Origin of the sequence: Wenjunlia tyrosinilytica (genome assembly GCF_014646055.1) — a bacterium.
Taxonomy (GTDB): Bacteria; Actinomycetota; Actinomycetes; order Streptomycetales; family Streptomycetaceae; genus Wenjunlia; species Wenjunlia tyrosinilytica.
Genome location: NZ_BMMS01000005.1, coordinates 24,014 through 47,464, shown reverse-complemented (window position 1 = coordinate 47,464; position 23,451 = coordinate 24,014). Strand labels below are relative to the sequence as shown.

At 71.8% G+C, this 23,451-nt stretch carries 15 protein-coding genes; 9 read left to right on the top strand and 6 right to left on the bottom strand.

Annotation, left to right across the window (positions count from 1 at the left end):
• Window positions 1-45 precede the first annotated feature (45 nt).
• Window positions 46-588: a GNAT family N-acetyltransferase gene (locus IEY86_RS07095; protein ID WP_373286968.1), complete on the top strand. Its 543-nt coding sequence runs from the start codon at window positions 46-48 to the stop codon at window positions 586-588.
• Window positions 589-658: 70 nt separating this feature from the next.
• On the opposite strand, the gene IEY86_RS07090 is transcribed toward IEY86_RS07095, so the two are convergent.
• Together IEY86_RS07090 and IEY86_RS37790 are read right to left on the bottom strand one after the other, a co-directional pair.
• Window positions 659-1,657, bottom strand: a complete 999-nt coding sequence (locus IEY86_RS07090) for a helix-turn-helix domain-containing protein (protein WP_189130672.1) — start codon at window positions 1,655-1,657, stop codon at window positions 659-661.
• Window positions 1,658-1,793: 136 nt separating this feature from the next.
• Window positions 1,794-5,348, bottom strand: a complete 3,555-nt coding sequence (locus IEY86_RS37790; protein WP_308425110.1) for a S8 family serine peptidase — start codon at window positions 5,346-5,348, stop codon at window positions 1,794-1,796.
• A gap of 723 nt (window positions 5,349-6,071) precedes the next feature.
• Between IEY86_RS37790 and IEY86_RS07080 the strand changes: the two genes are divergently transcribed.
• Together IEY86_RS07080 and IEY86_RS07075 are read left to right on the top strand one after the other, a co-directional pair.
• A complete protein-coding gene (locus IEY86_RS07080; RefSeq protein ID WP_229698214.1) occupies window positions 6,072-7,103 on the top strand; it encodes a cation diffusion facilitator family transporter in 1,032 nt (343 codons plus the stop codon).
• Window positions 7,104-8,009: 906 nt separating this feature from the next.
• A complete protein-coding gene (locus tag IEY86_RS07075; RefSeq protein ID WP_189130669.1) occupies window positions 8,010-8,501 on the top strand; it encodes a GNAT family N-acetyltransferase in 492 nt (163 codons plus the stop codon).
• Here IEY86_RS07075 and IEY86_RS07070 read toward each other — a convergent pair whose 3' ends face one another.
• The 3 genes from IEY86_RS07070 to IEY86_RS07060 all read right to left on the bottom strand — a co-directional run bounded on the left by IEY86_RS07070 (window position 8,502) and on the right by IEY86_RS07060 (window position 11,456).
• Complete coding sequence (locus tag IEY86_RS07070; RefSeq protein WP_189130668.1) at window positions 8,502-9,368, bottom strand: CE1 family esterase; 867 nt, start codon at window positions 9,366-9,368, stop codon at window positions 8,502-8,504.
• A gap of 220 nt (window positions 9,369-9,588) precedes the next feature.
• Window positions 9,589-10,317: a sirohydrochlorin chelatase gene (locus IEY86_RS07065; RefSeq protein ID WP_189130667.1), complete on the bottom strand. Its 729-nt coding sequence runs from the start codon at window positions 10,315-10,317 to the stop codon at window positions 9,589-9,591.
• The gene (locus IEY86_RS07060) at window positions 10,314-11,456 is read right to left on the bottom strand and encodes a uroporphyrinogen-III synthase (RefSeq protein WP_189130666.1); all 1,143 of its coding nucleotides are present in this window, start codon (window positions 11,454-11,456) and stop codon (window positions 10,314-10,316) included. The genes IEY86_RS07065 and IEY86_RS07060 overlap by 4 nt, the downstream gene beginning before the upstream one ends.
• Window positions 11,457-11,647: 191 nt before the next feature.
• Between IEY86_RS07060 and IEY86_RS07055 the strand changes: the two genes are divergently transcribed.
• From IEY86_RS07055 to IEY86_RS37785, 6 genes are all read left to right on the top strand, one after another.
• Window positions 11,648-13,849, top strand: coding sequence for a molybdopterin oxidoreductase family protein (locus tag IEY86_RS07055; RefSeq protein ID WP_189130665.1), 2,202 nt, complete (start codon window positions 11,648-11,650; stop codon window positions 13,847-13,849).
• Complete coding sequence (locus tag IEY86_RS07050; RefSeq protein ID WP_189130664.1) at window positions 13,846-15,063, top strand: NAD(P)/FAD-dependent oxidoreductase; 1,218 nt, start codon at window positions 13,846-13,848, stop codon at window positions 15,061-15,063. Before IEY86_RS07055 ends, IEY86_RS07050 begins: the two co-directional genes overlap by 4 nt.
• A 53-nt stretch (window positions 15,064-15,116) precedes the next feature.
• On the top strand, window positions 15,117-17,660 hold the full coding sequence (gene nirB, locus IEY86_RS07045; protein ID WP_189130851.1) for a nitrite reductase large subunit NirB: 2,544 nt from the start codon (window positions 15,117-15,119) through the stop codon (window positions 17,658-17,660).
• Window positions 17,661-17,671: 11 nt separating this feature from the next.
• A complete protein-coding gene (gene nirD, locus IEY86_RS07040) occupies window positions 17,672-18,079 on the top strand; it encodes a nitrite reductase small subunit NirD (RefSeq protein ID WP_229698232.1) in 408 nt (135 codons plus the stop codon).
• 51 nt (window positions 18,080-18,130) lie between these two features.
• Entirely contained in the window at window positions 18,131-19,510 is a 1,380-nt protein-coding gene (locus IEY86_RS07035) for a nitrate/nitrite transporter (RefSeq protein ID WP_189130662.1), read from the top strand.
• A 135-nt stretch (window positions 19,511-19,645) separates the two neighbouring features.
• Window positions 19,646-21,301, top strand: coding sequence for a discoidin domain-containing protein (locus IEY86_RS37785; protein WP_189130661.1), 1,656 nt, complete (start codon window positions 19,646-19,648; stop codon window positions 21,299-21,301).
• Between the two features lie 116 nt (window positions 21,302-21,417).
• Here IEY86_RS37785 and IEY86_RS07025 read toward each other — a convergent pair whose 3' ends face one another.
• Window positions 21,418-23,379, bottom strand: a complete 1,962-nt coding sequence (locus IEY86_RS07025; protein WP_189130660.1) for an ABC transporter ATP-binding protein — start codon at window positions 23,377-23,379, stop codon at window positions 21,418-21,420.
• Window positions 23,380-23,451: the final 72 nt, after the last annotated feature.

The following is a 23,451-nucleotide window of genomic DNA, read 5'->3' as shown; positions in this document are numbered from 1 at the left end:
CGCCCGTACGGCAGGGCCGCCCGCTCGTGCCCGCCGCCTGCGAGGATGGCCGGTATGACCGAGGTACGCACCGCCCACACCGCCGACCTGGACAGCGCCACCCTCAAGGCCGCCCGAGCCCTCCTCGACGACGTCTTCGCACCGGACATGACCGACCACGACTGGGAGCACGCCCTGGGCGGGGTGCACGCCCTGGTGTGGGAGGGCGGCGAGCTGATCGGGCACGCGTCCTTGGTCCAGCGGCGGCTGCTGTACGGCGGGAGGGCGCTGCGCACCGGCTATGTCGAGGGCGTCGGTGTGCGTGCGGACCGGCGTGGACGCGGGTACGGCGCGGCCCTGATGGAGGCGCTGGAGCGCGTGGTGCGCGGCGCCTACGACCTCGGTGCGCTCGGCGCCAGCGACGAGGCCGCGGACTTCTACGCCTCGCGCGGCTGGCGGCGGTGGCAGGGGCCGACCTTCGCGCTCACGCCCGGCGGCGTCATCCGCACCGCGGACGAGGACGGCGGGATCTACGTCTTCGCGCCCGCCGTCCCCATGGACCTGTCGGGGGAGCTCACCTGCGACTGGCGCGACGGCGACGTCTGGTAGACCGGCGCCGGGCATCCCCGTCCCGCAGGGCGCCGTCCCATAGGTCGCCGTCCCCGCGGGTCGCCGGTGGTCACAGCCAGCCCCGGTCGCGGGCGTGCCAGCCCAGCTGGATCCGGCTGGTGACCCCGGCGGCGTCCATCAGCGCACGCAGCCTGCGCTGCACTGTCCTGCGCCCCATACCGAGCTGGCCCGCGACCGCGTCGTCGGTGTGCCCGGCGAGCAGGAGGTTGAGGATCCGCTGGTCCACCGGGTCCGGCACATCCGCGGGCAGCGGCAGTCCGGGGTCGGTGCCGAGGTCGGGCCGGACCCTCGCCGCCCGGTCCCAGGTCTGCTCGAACAGGGCGATCAGTGCCTCCAGCAGTCCTCCGGACCGTACCGCCAGCGCGCCGACCCTGCCCTCGGGAGGGGCGTCGAGTGAGACCAGCGCGAGCGCCCGGTCGGCGATGAGGAGCTTGACCGGCAGCTCACTCGCCACCCGCAGCTCCTGCCCCCGCTCAAGCGAGGCCACCAGCTCACCGTGGGCACGCGGATCGGCCAGCACGGGGCGCTCCACCAGCACCCGGCTGCGCACTCCCCGCTCCAGCACCGCTATCTCTCCCGCGGTGTTCTGCCCGGGGCCGACCGCGACGTAAGGGGGTTTGACGAAGGCGCGTATCTCCAGGCCCGCGGCGTCCTGAAGGTGGCGGACCCAGCGGCCCACCTCGTCCGAACCCAGGACCGCCTCGGCCTGGTCGGGACCCGTGCTCACCACCCGGTGGCGGTGGACGGCGGTGAGCTCCTCGAGCGCGGTCCGCGCCCGGTTGAGCTCGTGCTCGCGTAAGCGGACGAGGTCGCCCAGGGCGGTGTGCGGCGCGGTCGGGCGGGTGCGGCCGGGGTCGTCCTCGTCCTCGGTGGCGAGTTCGAGCGCGTGCAGCCGCTCCAACGAGCGGATGACGGCGTCCGCTTCGAGGCGGGCGCTCTGCGCGAGTTCGGCCGCGGTGGCCGGGCCCCCGGCGACCAGCAGCCGGTAGATCCGTTCGTCGTCCTCGCCGAGTCCGAGCCCGAGCAGCGAACCGTTGGGGCGTTCCATGGAGCGATCTTGCCGCAGCCCGGCGTCCGTTGGGCCCGAATCCGGGCCCATGACGCAGTGGGCCCGCTCCACGCCGGAACGCGGAGCGGGCCCTGATTCCCCCGCCGGTGCGGGCAGTGCGCCCGGTGGCGTGCCGTCAGCTCTTGTCGGGGCGCTCGGTCACCCGCAGAGCGTTGACGACGGGCTTGCCGTACCCGGTGTGGGCGACGAAGCGCACGTTGAGCACCCCGTCGTCCACGGTCACGGTGTAGCCGCGGTGCACGGCCGCGTAGGAGCCCGCCTCGAGCGCGATGTCGAGGGAGGGCAGCACCTCGGTGCCCTCGGCGAGGACGTCGAAGACCCGCTTGTTCGGCCGTGCGGTGGCCAGTTCCGCGAAGTCCAGCTCCACCGTGTAGGTGCCGTTGGGGACGTTGTCGAACCGGTACTCGTACATGCCCTCACGGGAGTTCTGGTACAGCTTGGGGTCGTCGGTGCCCGTGATCGGCCGACTGGTCGACCTGGTGCTCGAGTTGCCCTGGTACCCGTAGGAACCCGCCGAGTACTTCTGGTCGGGTTTCCAGGTGTCCCCGAGAGCGTCCACGACCGCCTTCCCGGCCGATCCGGTGTCGATGGCGGCCTGGTAGCGGGGCACGACGACCTTGACCGGAACGGTGAGCACGGGGGAACGCCCGCTCTGGGACGCGACCTTCACATCCGCGGTGAGCACCGCGCCGGGCTTTTGTCCCGAGGTGTCCACGGAGATCGCGCCGGCCTTCTTGGCACCCGTGGCCAGGGTGCCGTCGGACGGCGTGACCGACAGCCACGACGCGTCCTCGGTGACCGTGAACGGCGTGTCCAGGCCGGAGTTGGACAGCTCGAACGCCCGCGTGCGCTTCTCACCGGCCGGGACGACCACCTCGAACGACTTCTTGGACACCGCCACATTGCCGGTCTTCAGCGACTGCGTGAGCGCCACCACGTCACCGGCCTTGACGCTCACCGTGCCGTCGGACGGCTGGTAGGCCGGGGCCGTGACATGGACCGGCAGGTCGCCGGAGCGGCTCTGCACGATGTAGCCGCCGTCGGCGCTCGTGGTCGCGGTGTCGGCCGAGGCGCCCGAGCCCACGGAGACCGTGGCTCCCTCGACGCCCTTGCCGTCGTTGGCGTCGAGGACCTGCCCGCGCACCACACCGGTCTTGGTGGTGCGGAAGGCGATGGACAGCCCGTCGCTGAGCACCGCTGTGTTGAAGGAGTACTGGAAGGCGTCCGTGCCCTCGGCGTTCTCCACACCGATGGTGGCGCTGGCCCCGGCCTTCAGGCCCACTCCCGTCGTGCCCTTGTAGTGGTAGGAGACCCGGCCGTCCTCGCCGATCACCGCCGAGAAGGTGAACTTGTCGGTCTGCGCCGACCAGTGGGCCGCGTCCCGCCACTCCACGACGAACGCCCGGTGCGGCGCGGTCCCGACGACGCCCGTGAGCACCGCGGAGCCGGTCGCCGGAATGATCAGGTCGTCCCAGAAGGGGTAGAGCGCCGCGTTGGGCGTACCCGTGCTGGGAATGGAGCCGTTGATGTCGGAGGTCTGGGCCCCGGCGAAGCTCACCGAGCCATTGGTGCTGATCCACGCCGAGGTGTAGCTCTTGCCGTACAGCGGCACCGGGAACGGCAGATCCACCTTCTCCGTGGTGTTGTCTCCGGCCAGCGCGAGCTTCTTCTCCCCCGCGACGAAGGCCTTCGGGTCCGCCGCGCAGGCGTAGCCGTAGGTGTCGAGCCGGTCGGGCAGGGAGATGTCGGCCGTGGTGTCGGCGGTGACGTCGAGGTGCTTGGTCCCTGCGGTCACGCACCGCGAGGGGTGCGTGGCGTCGAGGTCGTACGTGCCCAGCGGCAGGGTCACCTCGAAGTGGCCGGCGTTGTCGGCGGTGGCGGTCACGGGGGTGTCCTTGACCGTGACGGTGGCGCCCGAGGCGGGTCCGGCCGCGGAGGAGACCGTGCCGGTGACCTTCGCCGAAGGAGCCTGCTCGATGGCGAAGTCCCTGGTGGTCGTGGCGCCCTCGGTCACCGTGACATCGCCCGAGCCCTTGGTGTAGCCGAACTTGGTGACGGCCACCGCGTAGTCGCCGACCGACAGGACCGGGAAGGTGAAGGTGCCGTCGGCGGCGGTGCTGGTGGTGCGGTCGATGGGCCCGTCGGCCACCACCTTGGCCCCGGCGACGGGGGAGCCCGCGGCGGTCACCGTGCCCTTCAGAACTCCGAGCGGACCGCGCGGGGCGGCCTGCACGGCGGCGAGCACATCGAGCCTGCCCTCACCGAAGACGTTGTTGTCCGCCGCCGTGCCGCCGCACGAGGTGTTGTCGACGTCGATCGCCGTCTGGTCCAGCAGGGCCTGCGTCTGTGCCACGTCGCCCTGGAGGGCGGGGGAGGCCGACCACAGCAGCGCCACGGACCCCGCGGTGTGCGGGGAGGCCATCGACGTTCCGGAGAACGAGTCGTAGCCGCCGCCGGGCACGGACGAGCGGATGTTCACCCCGGGCGCCGCGATGTTGGGCTTGATGCCGCCGCCGTCACCCGCGCCGCGCGAGGAGAAGCTCGCTATCGCGTTGTTGATGTCGAACGCGCCCGAGCTGTAGGTGCTGCCGTAGTCGCCGGGCGAGCCGCTGGTGTTGCAGCCGGGGCCCGCGTTGCCGTTGGAGAAGGCCGGGAAGATGCCGGCCGCCCGCCAGGAGGCGACGACGTCCTTGTACCAGGGGTTGAACACCGTGCTGCCCCAGGAGTTGTTCACGATGTCCGGGGCGAGGTCGGGGCGCGGGTTCTGCCCGTTGAGGTCGGTCGGTGCCACGACCCACTGCCCGGCGGCGAGCAGGGACGCCTGGGAGCAGGAGCTGGACTCGCAGCCCTTGGCGGCGATCCACTTGGCGCCCGGCGCCACGCCGACCTTGTTGTCGGCGCCGTCGTCGCCGACCATCGTGCCCATGGTGTGCGTGCCGTGGTCGTTGTTGTCGCACGGCGCGGCGGTGGGGCAGACATGGGCGGGGTCGAACCAGTTGTAGGCGTGGTCGTAGGTGCCGTCCGCACCTCGCCCGCGGTACTGGTCGTCCACGGCCGGGTGCTGGTAGTCGACGCCGGTGTCGATGTTGGCCACCACGACGCCCTCGCCGCGGACGCCGAACTGCTCCCACACCTTGGGGGCGTTGATCCGGTCGATGTTCCACTCGACGGCGTTCGTGGTGTTCTCGGTCCTGCCGTCGAGGGGCTCGGGGATCCGCACCCGGTCCTCGGCGTCGATGTGCGCGACCTCGGAGCGTCGCGCGAGCTTGTCGGCGATTGCCTCGCCGCCGACGACGCGTACGGCGTTGACGATCCAGTAGGAGGTGTGCTCGACCCCTGCCTGCTCCAGGGTCTTCAGCAACCCCTTCTGGGTGCGCTCGGCGTGCTCGCGCTCGGCCTTGTAGACGGAACGGGCCTTGTCCGCCTTGGTCTTGGCCTTCGACGCCGCGTCCAGGTCGGCGGCGCTGTCGAGGTACACCCAGAAGACGGACTTCTTCCCGTCCTCGAGCCGGTCGAGGAGCTTGGGTTCGATCTTCCGCTCGGCGGCGGTCGGCCTGTCGTTGTCGATGGGGGCGGTCCGGGCGAGCGCGGTGCCGCCCGCGAGAGGTATCAGGACGAGCGAGGTCAGGGCCGCGAGGGCCGTTCGGAGCGGTCTGATCCGTCGTGCCACGAGGTCTCCTCTTGCGCTGGCAGCGGGCGTGCCCGCCGGGGAGAGTGCAGGAAACACGTGCGTGGTTCGGGTGCGGCCCGCCCCACCTGCGAAGCCGAGGGGCGGGGGCGGAAACCGCTCGTCATCGTCGGCGACTGGCCACATGCCGATCAAGAGGGTGCACACGGCACATACGCGCCATGGCCCAAATACGCCACACAGACCTCAGAATCCCCACAAGGCACTGACGAACCGTCACGCACGGACCGGCGGCCCGGCTTCGACCGCTCAGGCAACGGGTCCCGCAAGGGCTCGCGTGGCCGCCCTGCGGTCGGCGGCGGTTTGCTCTACGCAGATCTGCGCACCCTTGGACGTAGATGCGGGGCTTCGGCGCACGGACTGCCCACTGATGGAGGAATGTCTCAACCAGGCCGTAGGACCAGGCATTGGGACACACGACCACAGACCACTCTTGAGGCGCGCAGCCGTGCCGCACCCCCCTCGCGCACGGCTGCGCGCGAGTCGTGTCCGAGCCGCAACCGAGCGCACCGCGCGCCGACCTCCGTGCCGCCTTCCGGGTCGCCTTCCGTGCCACCTTCCGCGCTGCCGGACCGCCCTTGGTACCGCCCTTCGTACCGCCGACATCTCGTGCCGACTGCGCGGCCGTCGCAGGCGTCGTCCGGGTCCGCTCGGGTAGCCGAGAGGGGTGACATCAGCCCGAAGGCGAGCGGAATGGACCATTCGATGAGCGAAGACCGGGACCAGGGCGTCCAGAGCCCGGCGGGCGAGGACTCCAAGACACGTGCCACCGTGCTGGTGGCGCTCGGCGCGAACCTGGTCATCGCCGCGGCCAAGGCCGTGGGAGGCCTCTTCGCGGGGTCTCCCGCCCTGCTGTCCGAAGCCGCCCATTCCGTGGCCGACAGCCTCAATGAGATCTTCCTCCTCGCCGCCGTCAAGCGCAGCAAGCGCGCCCCCGACGCCGAGCACCCCTTCGGCTACGGCAAGGAGCGGTTCTTCTGGTCGCTGCTCGCCGCGGTCGGCATCTTCGTCATGGGCGGATGCTTCTCCTTCTTCCAGGGGATCGAGGCGCTGCGCTCGCACGAGTCGGAGTCCCACAACGGCTATGTCGTGGGCCTGTGCGTGCTGTTCGTGGCACTGATGGCCGAGGGAGCCTCGCTGGTCAAGGCGCTGTGGCAGGTGCGCGAAAGGGCACGCCGGACGGGACGGAGCATGTCGGCGGAGATCCGCGCCGCGCAGGACCCGGCACTGCGCACGGTGCTGGCCGAGGACAGCACCGCGTGCCTGGGTGTGACCCTCGCCATCGTCGGCATGGGCCTGCACATGGCGACCGGCAGCGTCGTGTGGGAGGCATGGGCGTCGATCGCCATCGGTGTCCTGCTCGTCTATGTCGCGTACACGCTCGGGAGGGACGCCCGCAAGGTCCTGATCGGCGAGGCCGCCGACCCGGTCCTCCAACGGGCCGTCCGGGACTTCCTCACGTCGCAGCCGGAGATCGACACCGTCACCGCCCTGCTCACCATGCGCCTCGGTACGGACGCCGTGCTGATCGCCGCCCGGGTGGACCTGGTGGGCGGCCTCGACAGCGAGGAGGTCGAGGAAGTGGCGGTGAGGATCAAGGGTGAGCTCCGGGAGCGGTGGCCGCAGGCGCAGGAGATCTTCCTGGACATCACGGACGCCTCGGACGAGGACCGCGTGCGCTCGATGCACGAAGGGAAGGCGCTGGACCGCGAGGTCAGCCGCCTGCGGGCCGACTGACCTGCCGCTGTGCGGTGCTGGGGGACATGCGCGGTCGCCTTGGAGGGCCGGCTGTGCGTGGAGCGCGAGCGGAAAGCGCTGGACCGCGAGGTCAGCCGCCTGCGGGCCGACTGACCTGCCGCTGTGCGGTGCTGGGGGACATGCGCGGTCGCCTTGGAGGGCCGGCTGTGTGCGGAGCGCGAAGTGAATGCGTTGGACGCGAGGTCAGCCGCCTGGGGGCCGACTGACCCGCCGCTGCGCGGTGCTGGGGACGTGCACGGTCGCCTCTGAGGGCCGGCTGTGTGCGGAGCGCGAAGTGAATGCGCTGGGCCGCGGAGTCGATCGCCTGCGGGCCGACTGACCGGGCCCGCTTCCCGCGGGTGCGGGTGGGGGCCGCTGCGCGGTGCTGGGGGAGTGCACGGTCGCCTCGCAGGGCTGGCTGTGCGTGGGGCGCGAGCGGAAAGCGCTGGACCGCGAGGTCAGCCGCCTGCGGGCCGACTGACCTGCCGCTGTGCGGTGCTGGGGGACATGCGCGGTCGCCTTGGAGGGCCGGCTGTGTGCGGAGCGCGAAGTGAATGCGTTGGACGCGAGGTCAGCCGCCTGGGGGCCGACTGACCTGCCGCTGCGCGGTGCTGGGGGACGTGCACGGTCGCCTTGGAGGGCCGGTCGCGCGGAGCGCGAAGTGAAGGCGTGGTGGATGTGCGTGGGGGCGTCGCGGGCGGTCCCTGAAAATCTTTGCGGACCCCCCGTTTGCGGCTGGGGAACCCGGGCAGGCGCAGCTCAGTCGCAGAGTCGGGAGCCCGCTCTGCACTGGCCCCCCATCCCGTCCCCCCAGACGGGAGGCGAGCCCCGGCCAATCCCCCTCCGGCCGGGGCTCTCGCCACTCCTGGCCCAGGGCAGCCCGGCCGGGCATGGCACACTCCTGTCATGCTCATCAGGGACGCTCTCCCCGAGGACTGGCAGCGCATCTGGCCCTTCTGGCACGAGATCGTCGCGGCCGGGGAGACCTATGCCTGGGACCCGGGCACCTGCGAGCCGCAGGCCCGCTCCCTGTGGATGGGCCCCTCGTCACGCGTCTTCGTCGTGGAGGAGGCCGCCGACGACGGAGCGCGGATCCTCGCCTCGGCCTTCGTCAAGCCGAACTACGGCGGCAATGCCTCCCGCACCGCCAACGCCGGGTTCATGGTCGACCCCCGCCACACCGGCCGGGGCATCGGGCGCAAGCTGGCGGAGCACATCCTCGACGAGGCCCGCAGGGACGGCTACGAGGGCATGGTCTTCAACGCCGTCGTCGAGACCAACCCCGCCGTCGGCCTGTGGACGTCGCTGGGCTTCACGATCATCGGGACGGTCCCCAAGGCGTTCCACCACCCCGCGCACGGCCGGGTCGGGCTGCACATCATGCACCGGGCGCTGTGATCATCCCGCTGCCCGGTGATCGGTGAAGAACTCCCATATCAGGGCTCCGGCGTCCATCTCCCGCGTGACCGGCCCCAGGACCGCGGTGTGGATCGGGTACGGAGTGCCGGGCCACGCGTGTCCGCCCCCGCGGACCGTGTACTGCACCAGTCCCACCTCACCCCCGGGCGTGGCGTACACCAGACGTGACACGGCGTCCGACACCGCCTCCGGCGCGCCGGTCGGATGAGCGCCCATCGTCCGCGCCACCAGGTCCGCCGTCTCCGGAACGGAGAGGTCCCATCGGTCTCCCGCGCCGCCCCAGTAGGGGTTGAGCGGATCGGCGGTGCCATGGAAGGCGATGAGGGGCGCGGGCCGCACATGCCGCAACGCGGACGGCAGGCGCAGCCCGGCCACCGTGCCCACGGCCGCGAGGAGGTCGGGCGCGGCGTACGCCAGGTACGAGCAGAACCGCCCACCGCCGGAGAATCCCGCCGCGTACACCCGCCGCCTGTCGACGTTGCGCTCCGCCGCCACGGCGTCCACGACCCGGCGGACGAAGGCCACGTCGTCCGGTCCCGGCGTGTCGTCCCCGGAGTCCAGGATCAGGGGCACGCCCGGGACGTTCCAGGCGGCGCCTTCCGGGGTGGAGTCGAACATCCGCATGGGTATCGCCGCCCGGGGAGCGGCCAGGATGAACCCCTCCCGGTCCGCGATCCGGTGGAGGGCGCTGTAGCGCATCTGCTCGGCCGGGGTAGCCCCGCTGCCGTGGAACTCCAGCACCAGCGGGGCGGGACGGTCCGGGTCCAGCGTCGCGGGTGTGTACAGCAGGAACCGGCGTTCGCCCTCCGGTCCCGGCAGTACCCGCTCCTGGACATCGCGCGGCACTCCCGGGAACACCGCTCGTGTGTGTGGCGTCCCGGTCACGGCGTGGGGCGGCGGGAGTCGGCGGTGTCCACGGCCAACGGACTCGCCGATGGCCGGACACAGGTCGCGTGCGGCGCCACCGGCTCGGTGCCGAGGTTGCGTCGCACCGCCGTACTGCGCGCCCGGCCCTGTCGTCGCACGAACACGGTCTTCCCCTCGTCTCGCGGCCCCTGAACGGCGCTCAGGCTACCCGCGACAGACTTCCGGCGCGGGCCGCCTCGTCGTATCGCCGCAGCACCAGCCTCGCGACCGCCTCGTGCGCGCCCAGAGGGGCCGAGGTGACGCATCCTCCGGCGGAGGCGGCCAGCCTCGCGAAGTACCCGGGAGCCAGCAGATAGCGGGCGACGGCCACCTCGTCATGGCCCTCGGCCCGCAGGGCGGCGACCGCCTCCGCCGGGGCGGGGGAGCCGCCGCACAGGTAGGAGGCGACGACCGGCCTGCCGAGGCGGGCCGTCAGGAGCTCCGCCATGACCGCCGCTTCGGCGTTGGCGGCGGGATCGGTGGAGCCGGCCGAGGCGAGGACGACGGCACTCGTGCCTCGGCCGGGGCGCGCCTGCGCCAGCCTTTGCGCCAGTGCGGTGGCGAGGAGCGGATCGGGACCGAGCGCGGAGGTGACCCGGGCTCTCACCTGCGGCGCCGCGGCAAGAGCCTCGGGGATGTCCACCCGGACGTGGTACCCCGTGCCGAGCAACAGGGGAACGACGACGACCTCCCCCCGCAGGGTGGCCAGGGTCCGGGCGAGCGAGGGCTGGGCGACGTCCACGCAGCCGAGTTCGACCCTCAGCCCGGGCCGAAGGCCCCTGACCCGCTCCAGCAGGGCGCCGATCTCGGCCATGCCGTCGGCGTCCCGGGTGCCATGGGCCACGGCGAGCAACGGGGGAGCGGCGGTACGCGCGGCGGTGGAGCTCATACGTCGACCACCAGCCGGTAGCCGCGCTTGGTGACGGTCCGCACCAGCCCCGAGTACGCGCCCAACGCGGTGCGCAGCCGGGCCACCGCCGCCTCCACCGCGTGCTCCTCGGGCTGCTGGTCCGTCCAGACGCGGCGCAGCAGTTCGGCCCGGCTCAGGACCGCGCCCGGACGGTCGGCCAGGGCCCGCAGGACCGCCCCGGGCAGGGGCGGCAGCCACAAGGTGTCCCCGCCGACCGTGACACAGGCGCCTTGCAGGACCACCGGCCCCCAGGCCGTGGCGAGTTCCCGGCGCGAGCGGGCGGGCAGTTCCTCTGCGAGCACCCGCACCAAGGACCCCAGGCGGCCGCGATCGGGCCAGACCGTCTCCACCCCGCGGGAACTGAGCGGCCGGGCACAGATCGGACCTATGCACACCGGCAGGACATCACCGCGCATGGCGTCCAGGACCGTGTCGCGGCGGCCGGACTCCTCGGCGCACGCGAGGAACGCCTCGATGGCGGGGGCGCTGGTGAAGGCGAGTGCGTGCACCTCGCGGCGGACGGTCTGCTCGACCAGCCTGCGCACCGCCGCGGGATCATCGGCCGGGCCCCACCGGTAGACGGGCACCTCGATGACGTCGGCGCCGCGTTCGCGCAGGGCGGCGGCGAATCCCTCGAGCGGGGCGCCGTGCTCCTGCACGGCGATACGGGTGCCGTGCAGCTCCCGGGCGAGCAGCCAGTCGAGCACTTCGTCGATGGCCTCGGACGCGGGGGAGTGGGTCTCGCGCAGCCCGGAGGCGCGAATCGCCCCGGTGGCCTTGGGACCGCGGCTGATCACCGTGGCCCGGCCGCACGCCTCGGCCAGCCGCCCCGCGGTGCCCCAGCCCTCGGCCGCGCTCATCCACCCGCGCCAGCCGACACCGGTGGTGGCCACGACGTAGTCGAGCGAACCCGTCAGGCACCGCTCGGTCGCGCTGTGCAGCACGGTGTCGTCCCCGAGGGGCAAAATGCGCATGGTCGGCGCCTCGACGACCCGCGCACCACGGCGTTCGATCAGCGCGACCAGCTCGTCCCGGCGCCGGTCCGCGGTGACGCCCACGGTGAAGCCGGCGAGCGGGCCGCCCGGCGGGGATGCCGCCTCCAGTCTTGCTGTACTCATGCGGTGAGGCTGGACCACGGTCGTTAAGAGGCGGTTTCGCGCAGGTCACACCGGGGTTATGCCGGGGGTGCTTCGCGTACGGGGAAGTATCCGCCTCCTCGCATGCGCCCCGGGCCGCGGTGAGGTAGCCGTACCTTGGGCGCAACGCGGAGGACTCGGAAACGTAACGGGCGCGGATGACGCTTCCTGACATGACCTCCGCACCGCCGCCACCGGTGGACACCCACTGCCCGTACTGCTCGCTGCAGTGCGGGATGCGCCTGCGCCCCGTCGAACCGGCGCGAGCCGGCGCGCCCGGCGTGGAGATCGTCGAACGCCCCGACTTCCCCGTCAACCGGGGGGCTCTGTGCGGCAAGGGGCACAGCGCCGCCGAACTCCTCTCCTCCCGCCATCGGTTGACGGCACCGCTGGTGCGCGAGGGCGGCACCCTGCGCGAGACCACCTGGCCGCGGGCCCTGGACCGCGCCGCGAGCGTCCTCGAGAAGACCGCCACGCGGTACGGCCGTGACGCGGTCGGCGTGTTCGGCGGGGGAGGACTGACCAATGAGAAGGCGTATCTGCTGGGCAAGTTCGCCCGTGTCGCCCTGCGGACGGCGAACATCGACTACAACGGGCGGTTCTGCATGTCGTCGGCCGCGGCCGCCCACCGGGCCGCGTTCGGGCTCGACCGCGGGCTGCCCTTCCCGATGGAGGACGTGGCCCGCACCGGCTGCGTGATCCTCGTCGGCAGCAACCTCGCCGACACCATGCCGCCGGCGCTGCGGTACCTGAGGGAACAGCAGGCGGCCGGAGGGCGGCTGATCGTCGTCGACCCTCGCCGCACCCGTACCGCCGAGCCCGCCGACCTGCATCTGCAGCCCGTGCCCGGAACCGATCTGGCACTCGCCCTCGGCCTGCTCCACCTGGTGATCGCGGACGGGCACGTGGACGAGGATTTCATCGCCACCCGCACGACCGGCTTCGAACGGGCCCGGGCGTCCGCGATGGCGCACTGGCCGGAGCGGGTGGAGCGGATCACGGGAGTCCCGGTCGCCCAGCAGCGCAAGGCGGTGGAGCTGTTCACCGAGGCCGGGACCGGCATGGTGCTCACGGCTCGGGGACCGGAACAGCAGAGCAAGGGCGTCGACACGGTCGGCGCCTGGATCAACCTGTGCCTGGCGACGGGCCGGGCGGGCCGGCCGCTGTCCGGATACGGCTGCCTGACCGGCCAGGGCAATGGCCAGGGCGGCCGTGAGCACGGCCAGAAGGCGGACCAGCTGCCCGGATACCGGTCCATCACCGATCCCGCCGCGCGGGCCCACGTCGGCGAGGTCTGGGGCATCGACCCCGACGACCTGCCGGGGCCGGGCCGTTCCGCGTACGAGCTGCTGGACACCCTCGGCACCGACGGCGGGGTGCGTTCCCTGCTGCTGATGGGCTCCAACCCGGTGGTCTCCGCCCCCAACGCCGAGCACATCACCGAGCGGCTGAGGTCCCTGGACTCGCTCGTCGTCTGCGATGTCGTCCTCTCCGAGACGGCCCGGCTGGCCGACGTCGTCCTTCCGTCCGCGCAGTGGGCGGAGGAGGACGGCACGATGACGAACCTCGAAGGCCGGGTCATCCTGCGCCACGCCGCCGTGGCCCCACCGGAGGGCGTGCGCACCGATCTGTACACGCTGCACGAGCTGGCCGCGCGGCTCGGCTGCGAGAAGGGCTTCCCGGCCGACGCCGAGGAGGTCTTCGAGGAGCTGCGGCAGGCGTCGGCCGGCGGCGACGCGGACTACTCGGGCATCACCTACGACCGCGTCCGCAAGCAGGACGGCGTCTTCTGGCCCTGCCCGGACGGGGAGGAGGGAACGCCCCGGCTCTTCCTCGATCGGTTCGCCACGCCGGACGGCCGGGCCAGGTTCGCCGATGTCTCGCACCGGCCCGCCGCCGAGGTGCCGGATGCCGACTTCCCGCTCCACCTCACGACCGGACGGGTGCTGGCGCAGTACCAGAGTGGGGCCCAGACCCGCCGTACGCCCGAGCTCAACCGCGCCGCGCCCGGGCCATTCGTCGAGCTGCATCCCCGGCTTGCCCGGCGGATCGGTGTCGGGGAGGGGGATCTGCTCGCCGTGACCAGCCGCCGCGGACGCGCCCTCGCCCCGGCGCGGCTCAGCGGGGCGATCCGGCCGGACACCGTCTTCATGCCCTTCCACTGGGCGGGCCCCGGCCGGGCGAACACCCTCACCAACCCCGCCCTGGACCCGGTCTCGCGGATGCCCGAGTTCAAGGTGTGCGCGGTGCGCGTCGAGAAGGCCCCCGCCGAAGCGACCGAAACAGCCGAAGCGGCAGAAACCGCCGAAGCGACCGGAATGGTCGAAGTGGCCGAAACAGTCGAAACCGCGAAGACCGCCGGGGAGTCCTCATGACCCGTCGTATCGCCGTCGTCGGCGCCGGCATGGCCGCCGCCCGCTTCGCCCAGCAGACCCTCGCCCACGCTCCGGTCGGCGAGGTGCAGCTCACCCTCTTCGGCCATGAACCGCACGCCCCCTACAACCGCGCCCTGCTCGCCGACGTCCTCACCGGCCGCTACCGCCCCGAGTCGATCGCGCTGCCCACGGGCGGCGCGGACATCCGGCACGGCTGCGAGGTCGTCGCGCTCGACCCGCGGGCACGCACGCTGCGCACCGCCACCGGTGAGAGCGTCTCCTACGACACCCTGGTCCTGGCCACGGGCGCCAACCCGGTGCTGCCGCCCATCCGCAATCTCCACAGCACCGTGGGCACGGGCCTCAAGGAGGGTGTCCACGCCTTCCGCACCCTCGCCGACTGCGTCCGGCTCGCCGAGGCCGCCGCGAACGCCACCAGGGCCGTCGTCGTCGGCGGTGGAGTCCTCGGGGTGAGCGCCGCCCGGGCCCTGGCCGCCCTCGGACTGCCGGTCGAGATCGTCCACCAGGCCCCGCATCTGATGGAGCGCCATCTCGACGAGGAGGCCGGGCAGACGGTCCGCCGCGCCCTGCTGGCCATGGGGGCCGCCGTCTACACCGAGAACCGGGCCCGCGCGCTGCACGGCGCCGAGGGCGTCACCGGCCTGGAGCTCGCGGGCGGCCACGTCCTGGACACCGACCTTGTCGTTCTGGCCTGCGGGGTCCGGCCCCGCTCCGCACTGGCCAAGGCCGCGGGGCTCACCGTGCGCCGGGGTGTCGTGGTCGACGACACGCTCGCCACCTCCGCCCCCGATGTGTACGCCATCGGCGACTGCGCCGAGCACCGGGGCACCGTCCACGGCCTGTCGGGGCCCGCGTGGGAGCAGGCCGACGTGCTCGCGGGCCGTCTGTCCGGCGCGCGCCCCCACGCCGTCCACACCGGCTCACGCGTCCTGGCCAGGCTCAGCGCCGGAGCGATCGAGATCGCCGCGTTCGGCGACGTCACCGACGCCGACCGGGACACCGACGTCCTGCGGCTCACCGACGCCACCCGGGGCTCGTACAAGAAGCTCGTGATGCGCGACGACCGCCTCGTCGGCGCCATCCTCGTCGGCGACCTGGCCACGGTCGGCGACCTCACCCACGCCTACGAGCGGGAAGAGCCGCTCCCGCCCGACCCCCTGCACCTGCTCACCACGCAAGGAGCCCACCAGTGAGGGACCCATCTGTGACGGACATACACAAGCACCTGGTGCTGGTCGGCCACGGCATGGTCGGCCAGCGGTTCCTGGAAGCGCTGACCGAACGGGCCCCGGGGGCCTGGAGGATCACGGTACTGGCCGAGGAGGCCCGCCCGGCCTACGACCGGGTCCACCTCACCTCGTGGTTCTCCGGGACCACGGCGGACGAGCTGTCGATGTGGCCGGAGGGCTTCGCGCAAAGCCACGGCATCGACCTGCGCCTGGGCGACCCCGCCGTCCGCATCGACCGCGCGGCCCGCACCGTGACCAGCGAGTCCGGCGCGGAATTCCCCTACGACGCCCTTGTCCTGGCCACCGGCTCGTACCCCTTCGTACCGCCCGTCCCCGGACATGACGCGCAGGGGTGCTTCGTCTACCGGACCATCGAGGACCTCGAGGCCATCCGCTCCTGGGCGGACACCGCCCGCACAGGCACCGTCGTCGGAGGCGGACTCCTCGGCCTCGAGGCCGCCGGAGCGCTGCGTGCGCTGGGGCTGGACACCCACGTGGTGGAGTTCGCGCCCAGGCTGATGGCCCTTCAGGTCGACGACGGCGGCGGCGCCGCGCTGCGCGGCAAGATCGAGGAGCTCGGCGTCACCGTCCACACCGCCGCCGGAACGCAGGCCATCGAGGCCGGAGCCGACGGCCGGGTCGCATCCATGGCCCTGTCGAACGGCGAAGTGCTCGCCACCGACCTGGTCGTCTTCTCCGCCGGGGTACGCCCCCGCGACCAACTGGCCCGCGACTGCGGCCTCCCGGTCGGCGAGCGCGGCGGAATCGTGGTGGACACCGCATGCCGCACCGCCGACCCCCGCATCCAGGCCATCGGTGAGTGCGCTCTCGCAGCGGACGGCCGGGTCTACGGCCTGGTCGCCCCCGGGTACGCCATGGCCGAGGCCGCCGCCGCCGACCTCGCCGGGCTCGAGGGCAGCTTCACGGGAGCCGACACCTCCACCAAGCTCAAGCTCCTCGGTGTCGACGTGGCCAGCTTCGGCGACGCCCACGGCACCACCGAGGGCTCCCTGGAGGTGCTGTACTCCAACAGCCGCGAGGGGGTCTACAAGAAGCTCGTCGTCGGCGCCGACGGCAGCCTGCTCGGCGGCGTCCTCGTCGGTGACGCCGAGGCCTACGACATGCTGCGCCCCCTGGCCACGAGCGCCGCCGCGCTCACCGTGCCCCCCGAGCAACTCGTCCTGCCCGCCTCCATCGGCACCGCCCCGGGCCCCATCGCCCTGCCCGACGAGGCCGTGGTCTGCTCGTGCCACAACGTCACCAAGGGCGCCATCCGCGCCGCCGTGACCGACGGCGGCTGCGCCGACGTCCCCGCGGTCAAGAAGTGCACCCGCGCCGGCACCGGCTGCGGATCCTGCGTCAAGGCGCTCGGCACCATCGTCGCCGACGAGCTGGCCGCCGCGGGAGTGCAGGTCGCCCGGGGACTGTGCGAACACTTCGCGCACACCCGCGCCGAACTCTTCGAGATCGTCCGCGTCAAGGGCATCACCACCTTCTCGCGCCTGATCGACGAGCACGGCACGGGGGAGGGATGCGACGTCTGCAAGCCCGCGGTCGGCTCCATCCTCGCCTCCCTCAACGCCGAACTCGGCAACTCCGTCCACATCCTCGACGGCGAGCAGGCCGCCCTTCAGGACACCAACGACCACTTCCTGGCCAATCTCCAGCGCAACGGCTCCTACTCCGTCGTGCCGCGCGTCCCCGGCGGGGAGATCACCCCCGAGGGGCTCATCGCCATCGGTGAGATCGCGCGGGACTACGGGCTCTACACCAAGATCACCGGAGGGCAGCGGATCGACATGTTCGGAGCCGCCGTCGACCAGCTCCCGCACATCTGGGAGCGGCTGGTGGCCGCCGGATTCGAGTCGGGCCACGCCTACGGAAAGGCGCTGCGCACGGTCAAGTCCTGCGTGGGGGAGACCTGGTGCCGCTACGGCGTCCAGGACTCCGTGGCGCTCGCCATCGAACTCGAGCTGCGCTACCGGGGACTGCGCGCCCCGCACAAGCTCAAGTCCGCGGTCAGCGGCTGCGCCCGCGAGTGCGCTGAGGCGCAGAGCAAGGACTTCGGCGTCATCGCCACCTCCGCCGGTTGGAACCTCTACGTCGGCGGAAACGGCGGTATGACGCCGCGTCACGCCGACCTGCTGGTTTCGGACGTGGACCGGGAGACGCTGATGCGCACCATCGACCGCTTCCTGATGTTCTACATCCGCACCGCCGACCGCCTCGAGCGCACCGCTCCGTGGATCGAGCGCATGGAGGGGGGACTCGACCACCTTCGGGCGGTCGTCGTCGACGACAGCCTCGGCATATGCGCGGAACTCGACGAGTTGATGGCCCGTCATGTGGAGACCTACGAGGACGAGTGGCGTGCCACGCTCCAGGACCCGGACCGGCTGCGGCGGTTCGTCTCGTTCGTCAACGCGCCCGGGACACCGGACCCGACCGTGCGGTTCGTCCCCGAGCGCGACCAGGTCCGCCCCGCCCGCGAGGACGAGGACGGCAACACGCTGCGACCGGCTCTTGTCGCCGGTCCCCGTCTCGAGGTGAGGACCCGTTGAGCACTCGCACCGTGCAGATCGACGCCGGAGGCGGCTGGACACCCGTGTGCCGCTACGACGACCTGGCGCCCGGGCGCGGCGTCGCCGCACTCGTCGAAGGACAGCAGGTCGCCGTCTTCCGCGACCGCTCAGGGGCCGTGTACGCGGTCGGCAACCGCGACCCGTTCAGTGGCGCGCAGGTGATCTCGCGCGGCATCGTCGGCAGCCGCGCCGGCGCGCCCGTGGTGGCCTCCCCCATGTACAAGCAGGCATTCGACCTGCGCTCCGGCCGGTGCCTGGACGAGGAGTGCGCACCGGACGGCTCACCGGCCGCGCTGCCGGTCTGGCCCGTTCTCCTCACACCGGCCGAACCCGCGCGTGCGGGAGATGTAGCACCGCCGAACGGGGCCCCACACGAGCGGGAAACCGGCCGCTCATAGCGTCCTCCTGTGTCGTCAGACCCCTCCACTCCTCACCACGGGCAGGTCACCATGAGCACCGCCGTACGCACTCCGGAACAGCCCCGTCCTCCCGTCCCGGCGGCAGCCGCCGCCCATCGCATCGACGACTGGCGGCCGGAGGACCCGTCCTTCTGGGCGGCCACGGGCGCCCGTACGGCCAGGCGCAACCTGGTCTACTCGGTCCTGTCGGAGCACATCGGCTTCTCCGTCTGGAGCCTGTGGTCCGTCCTCGTCCTCTTCCTCGGGCCGGAGTACGGCATCGACCCGGCGGGCAAGTTCGTCCTCACCGCCGTTCCGACGCTGGTCGGCGCTGCGCTGCGGCTGCCGTACACCTTCGCCGTGGCCACGTTCGGCGGACGCAACTGGACGGTGATCAGCGCCGCGCTCCTGCTGGTTCCCACCGTGCTGGCGGGCGTCGTCCTCGAACCCGGTGTCTCCTACGGCACCCTCCTCGCGTGTGCGGCCGTGGCCGGCGTCGGCGGAGGCAACTTCGCCTCCTCCATGGCGAACATCAATGCCTTCTACCCGCAGCGGCTCAAGGGCTGGGCACTCGGCGTCAACGCCGGCGGAGGCAATCTGGGCGTGCCCGCCGTGCAGCTCCTCGGCCTCCTGGTGCTCGCCACGGCGGGGGCCTCGCACCCGCGGTTCCTGCCGCTGATCTACATCCCGCTCATCGTCCTGGCGGCGCTGGCCGCGGCCCTGCGCATGGACAACCTCTCGGCGCTGCGCAACGACAAGGGCGCCATGCGCGAGGTCGCCCGTGACCGGCACACCTGGGTGATGTCCCTGCTCTACATCGGGACCTTCGGCTCGTTCATCGGGTTCGGCTTCGCCTTCGGCCAGGTCCTCCAGGTGCAGTTCCACGCCGACTTCGCCACGCCCGTGGACGCCGCCTATCTGACCTTCCTCGGCCCGCTGCTCGGCTCGCTGGTACGGCCGCTGGGCGGTCTGGCGGCCGACCGCTGGGGCGGAGCGCGGGTCACCTTCTGGAACTTCACCGCGATGGCCGGGGGAGCCCTCGTCGTCCTGATGGCGTCGCGCAATGACTCCCTGCCGCTGTTCCTGGCCGGGTTCGTGATGCTGTTCGTCTTCAGCGGCATCGGCAACGGCTCGACGTACAAGATGATTCCGGCGATCTTCCGGGCCAAGGCCCACCTGGCGGTGGAGGCGGGCGCCGACGCCGACGTCGAGGAACAGCGCACTCGCAGGCTCTCCGGAGCGCTGATCGGTGTGGCCGGAGCCGTCGGGGCGCTCGGCGGAGTCCTCGTCAATGTCGCCTTCCGGCAGTCCTTCCTGACCGCGAAGACCGGTGACACGGCCTATCTGGCCTTCCTCGCCTTCTACGTCCTGTGCCTCGCGGTGACGTGGGCGGTGTACCTGCGCCCGTCGAAGCGCCTGACCGGGGTCTGACCGGAGGGGCCGTCGGAGGGGGGCGACGGTAACTGTTAGAAAAGTTTCCTAACAACTCTATTGACGGCGGCGAGCGCCCGACTCCACACTCTGCAACCACCACGCAACTGGCCCCCTGGTGTCGCGGAGGAATCCATGAGTCGGCGTTCGCTGGCCGCAACAGTGACAACCGTCTGTCTTCTCCTTCTCACGGCCTTCGCCGGCCTGCTGAACGGCGCTCCGTCGGCCCAAGCCGCCACGACGCAGCAGACGTTCCTGACCTTCTACGGCTGGTACGACAACACCCCGCCGGGCGGTGACATCTCCTACCCGCAGATCCACGACACCGCGGGCGGCAAGGGCACCTTCTCCGACCCGATCACCTTCGCCACGACCAGCTCAGAGCTGGCGCCCGGCACCAAGGTGTGGGTCCCCCGGGTGAAGAAGTACTTCATCATGGAGGACGACTGCCAGGAGTGCGGTGAGGACTGGAACGGCCACGGCCCCAACGGCGGCCCCAAGCTGTGGCACCTCGACCTCTGGCTCGGCGGCAAGGGCGGCAACGCGATGGACGCCATCGACTGCGAGGACGCCCTGACGCACTACAACGCCGACAACACACCGACGATGGAACCCGTCGTCATCGACCCCCCGTCCAACGAGCCCTACGACGCCACGCCGATCTTCAACACCGGCACGGGGGAGTGCTACGGCGGAGCCCAGCCCAACACGACGGTCGGCCAGTACAAGAACGGCTCGACGGGACAGTGCCTGGACGACCCCGGCAACAGCTCGACGTCCGGCACCGCGCTGAAGACCGCCGCCTGCACCGGCGCGGCCAACCAGCGGTTCACCTTCCACGGCGCGTTCCTGCTGATCAACGATCTGTGCGCGGCCATGTCCGGCAGCAATATCGTCCTCAAGACGTGCAACGGCGGACCGGCGCAGCAGTGGTCGATCAATCCCAGCGGGACGATCTCGGACATCCAGACGGGCCAGAAGTGCTTCCGGGCCTCGGGCGGCAACGTGGTGGCGGGCAGCTGCTCGGGAGCCGCGAGCCAGTGGGCGTTCACGGCCTCGGGCTCCAAGGACTTCTCGCTGTCGCTCAACCCCTCCTCCGGCGCGGTCGGCCCCGGTGCGTCCACGACGTCCACGGTGTCGGTGACGTCCTCCTCGGGAAGCACCGACCCGGTCTCCCTGTCCGCCACCGGCGCCCCGTCGGGTGTAACCGTGAGCTTCGCCCCGGCCTCGGTGGTTCCGGGCGGCACCTCGACGATGACCATCTCGACCACCGCGGCGGCGGCCTCCGGCTCGTCCACGCTCACGGTGACCGGGACCTCGGCCTCGGGGACCCACTCGGCCGCCTACGGGCTCACCGTCAATGGATCCGGCGGCGGTGACCCGGTGCTGCTCTCGCAGGGCAAGGCGGCCACGACCTCGTCCGTCGAGTCGTCCTCCTATCCGGCGAGCGCCGCCTTCGACGGCAACCTCACCTCCACCCGCTGGGCCAGCAAGGAGGGCGTGGATCCGCAGTGGCTGCGCGTCGACCTCGGGGCCACGGCGAACATCAGCAGGGTGAAGCTGACGTGGGAGGCCGCCTACGGCAAGGCATACACCATCCAGACCTCGCCCGACGGCACCACCTGGACGACGGTCTACTCCACCACGAGCGGCAACGGCGCGACCGACGACCTGACCGGGCTCACCGGCACCGGACGCTATGTACGGGTCAACGGCACGGCACGCGGCACCGCGTACGGCTACTCGCTCTACGAGATGCAGGTGTACGGCACCACGGCTCCCGCGACCTGAGACTCGCGGCGCCCGGTGGGTCTCCTGCCACAACCCGCCGGGCGCCGCGTACCAAACCGTGCCACTCGTCCATCGGCGCACCGGTCAGTCGGCGCACCGGGCAGTTGGCGCACCGGTCAGTCGGCCTCGGCCACCGCCTGGGCGAACTGGGCGGCGTACAGCCGTGAGTAGGCCCCGCCCGCGGCGATGAGCTCGTCGTGGCTGCCCTGCTCCACGATGCTGCCGGACTCCATCACCAGGATCACGTCCGCGTCCCTGATGGTGGAGAGCCGGTGCGCGATCACGAAACTTGTCCTGCCGTAGCGCAGCTTCGCCATCGCCCGCTGGATCAGCACCTCGGTGCGGGTGTCCACCGAGCTGGTGGCCTCGTCCAGGATGAGGATCACCGGCCTGGCGAGGAACGCGCGGGCGATCGTGATCAGCTGTTTCTCGCCCGCGCTGACACCTCCGCCCTCCTCGTCGATCACGGTCTCGTAGCCGTCGGGCAGGGTGCGCACGAAGCGGTCCACGTGCGCGGCCTTGGCGGCCTCCACGATCTGCTCGCGCGTGGCGCCCTCGGAGCCGTAGGCGATGTTCTGGGCGATCGTGCCGCCGAAGAGCCAGGTGTCCTGGAGCACCATGCCGATGCCCGAGCGCAGCTCGTCACGCGTCATCTTCGCGATGTCCGCCCCGTCCAGGGTGATCCGCCCGCCCGACACCTCGTAGAAGCGCATCAGCAGATTGACCAGTGTGGTCTTGCCCGCGCCGGTGGGGCCGACGATGGCGACGGTCTGGCCGGGGTCCACGGCGAGCGAGAGCCCGTGGATGAGCGGCTTGTCCGGCTGGTACCGGAAGGAGACGTCCTCGAACGCCACCCGGCCGCGCACGGCCTCCGGGCGGGCGGGCTCGGCGGGGTCCGGTTCCTGCTCGGGCGCGTCCAGCAGCTCGAAGACCCGTTCCGCCGAGGCGACACCGGACTGCACCAGGTTGGCCATGCTCGCCACCTGGCTCAGCGGCTGGCTGAACTGGCGCGAGTACTGGATGAACGCCTGCACCTCGCCCAGCGAGATGGCGCCGGAGGCGACCCGCAGACCGCCGACCACCGCCACAAGCACATAGTTGAGGTTGCCGATGAACATCATCGTGGGCTGGATCAGACCGGAGATGAACTGGGCCTTGAAGCTGGAGGCGTACAGCGCCTCGTTCTGCGTCCGGAAGGTCTGCGCCGACTCGTGCTGGCGGCCGAAGACCTTCACCAGCGAGTGCCCGGTGTACATCTCCTCGATGTGCGCGTTGAGCTTGCCGGTCGTCTTCCACTGGGCGATGAACTGCGGCTGCGCCCGCTTGCCGACGACCGTCGCCACCCACACCGACGCCGGCACGCTCACGACCGCGATCAGGGCGAGCAGGGGGGAGATCCAGAACATCATGCCCAGCACGCCGACGATGGTCAGCACCGAGGCGATGATCTGGGACAGCGTCTGCTGGAGGGTCTGGGCGATGTTGTCGATGTCATTGGTGACACGGCTGAGCACCTCGCCGCGCGGCTGCTGGTCGAAGTAGCTCAGCGGCAACCGGGACAGCTTGTCCTGGCACTGCTCGCGCAGCCGGTGGACGGTGTTCTGCACGGCGCGGGTGGCCAGTCTGCCCTGCGCTATGCCGAACAGCCCGGCGAGGACATAGATGGCCAGCACCCACAGGAGCACCTGGCCGACGGCGGTGAAATCCACTCCCTGGCCGGGGACCACGTCCAGCGGGGCGATGACGTCGGCGAGGCCGCCGTGGCCCTGGTCGCGCAGCCGCTGGATCGCCTCTTGCTTGGTGGTGCCGTCGGGCAGCTTGCGCCCGACCACCCCGGCAAAGATGAGGTCGGTGGCGTGGCCGAGGATCCTCGGACCGGCCACCGAGAGCATGACGCTCAGGGCACCGAGGGTGAGGACCCCGATGAGGATGGCGCGTTCGGGCCGCAGCTGCCTGAGCAGCCGCTTGGCGGAGCCCTTGAAGTCGTCGGACCGCTCGGTGGGCTGGCCGCCCATGAACCGGGCGGGTCCGATCGCCGGCGCGGGCCCCCGCCGGGGCGCGGCTTGCTGTGTACTCATGCTGCGTCCCCCCTGTTCGCTTCTCCGCCCACGCGGCGAGGCTGCGGTTGGATCGTTGTCTGCCGTTGGGCA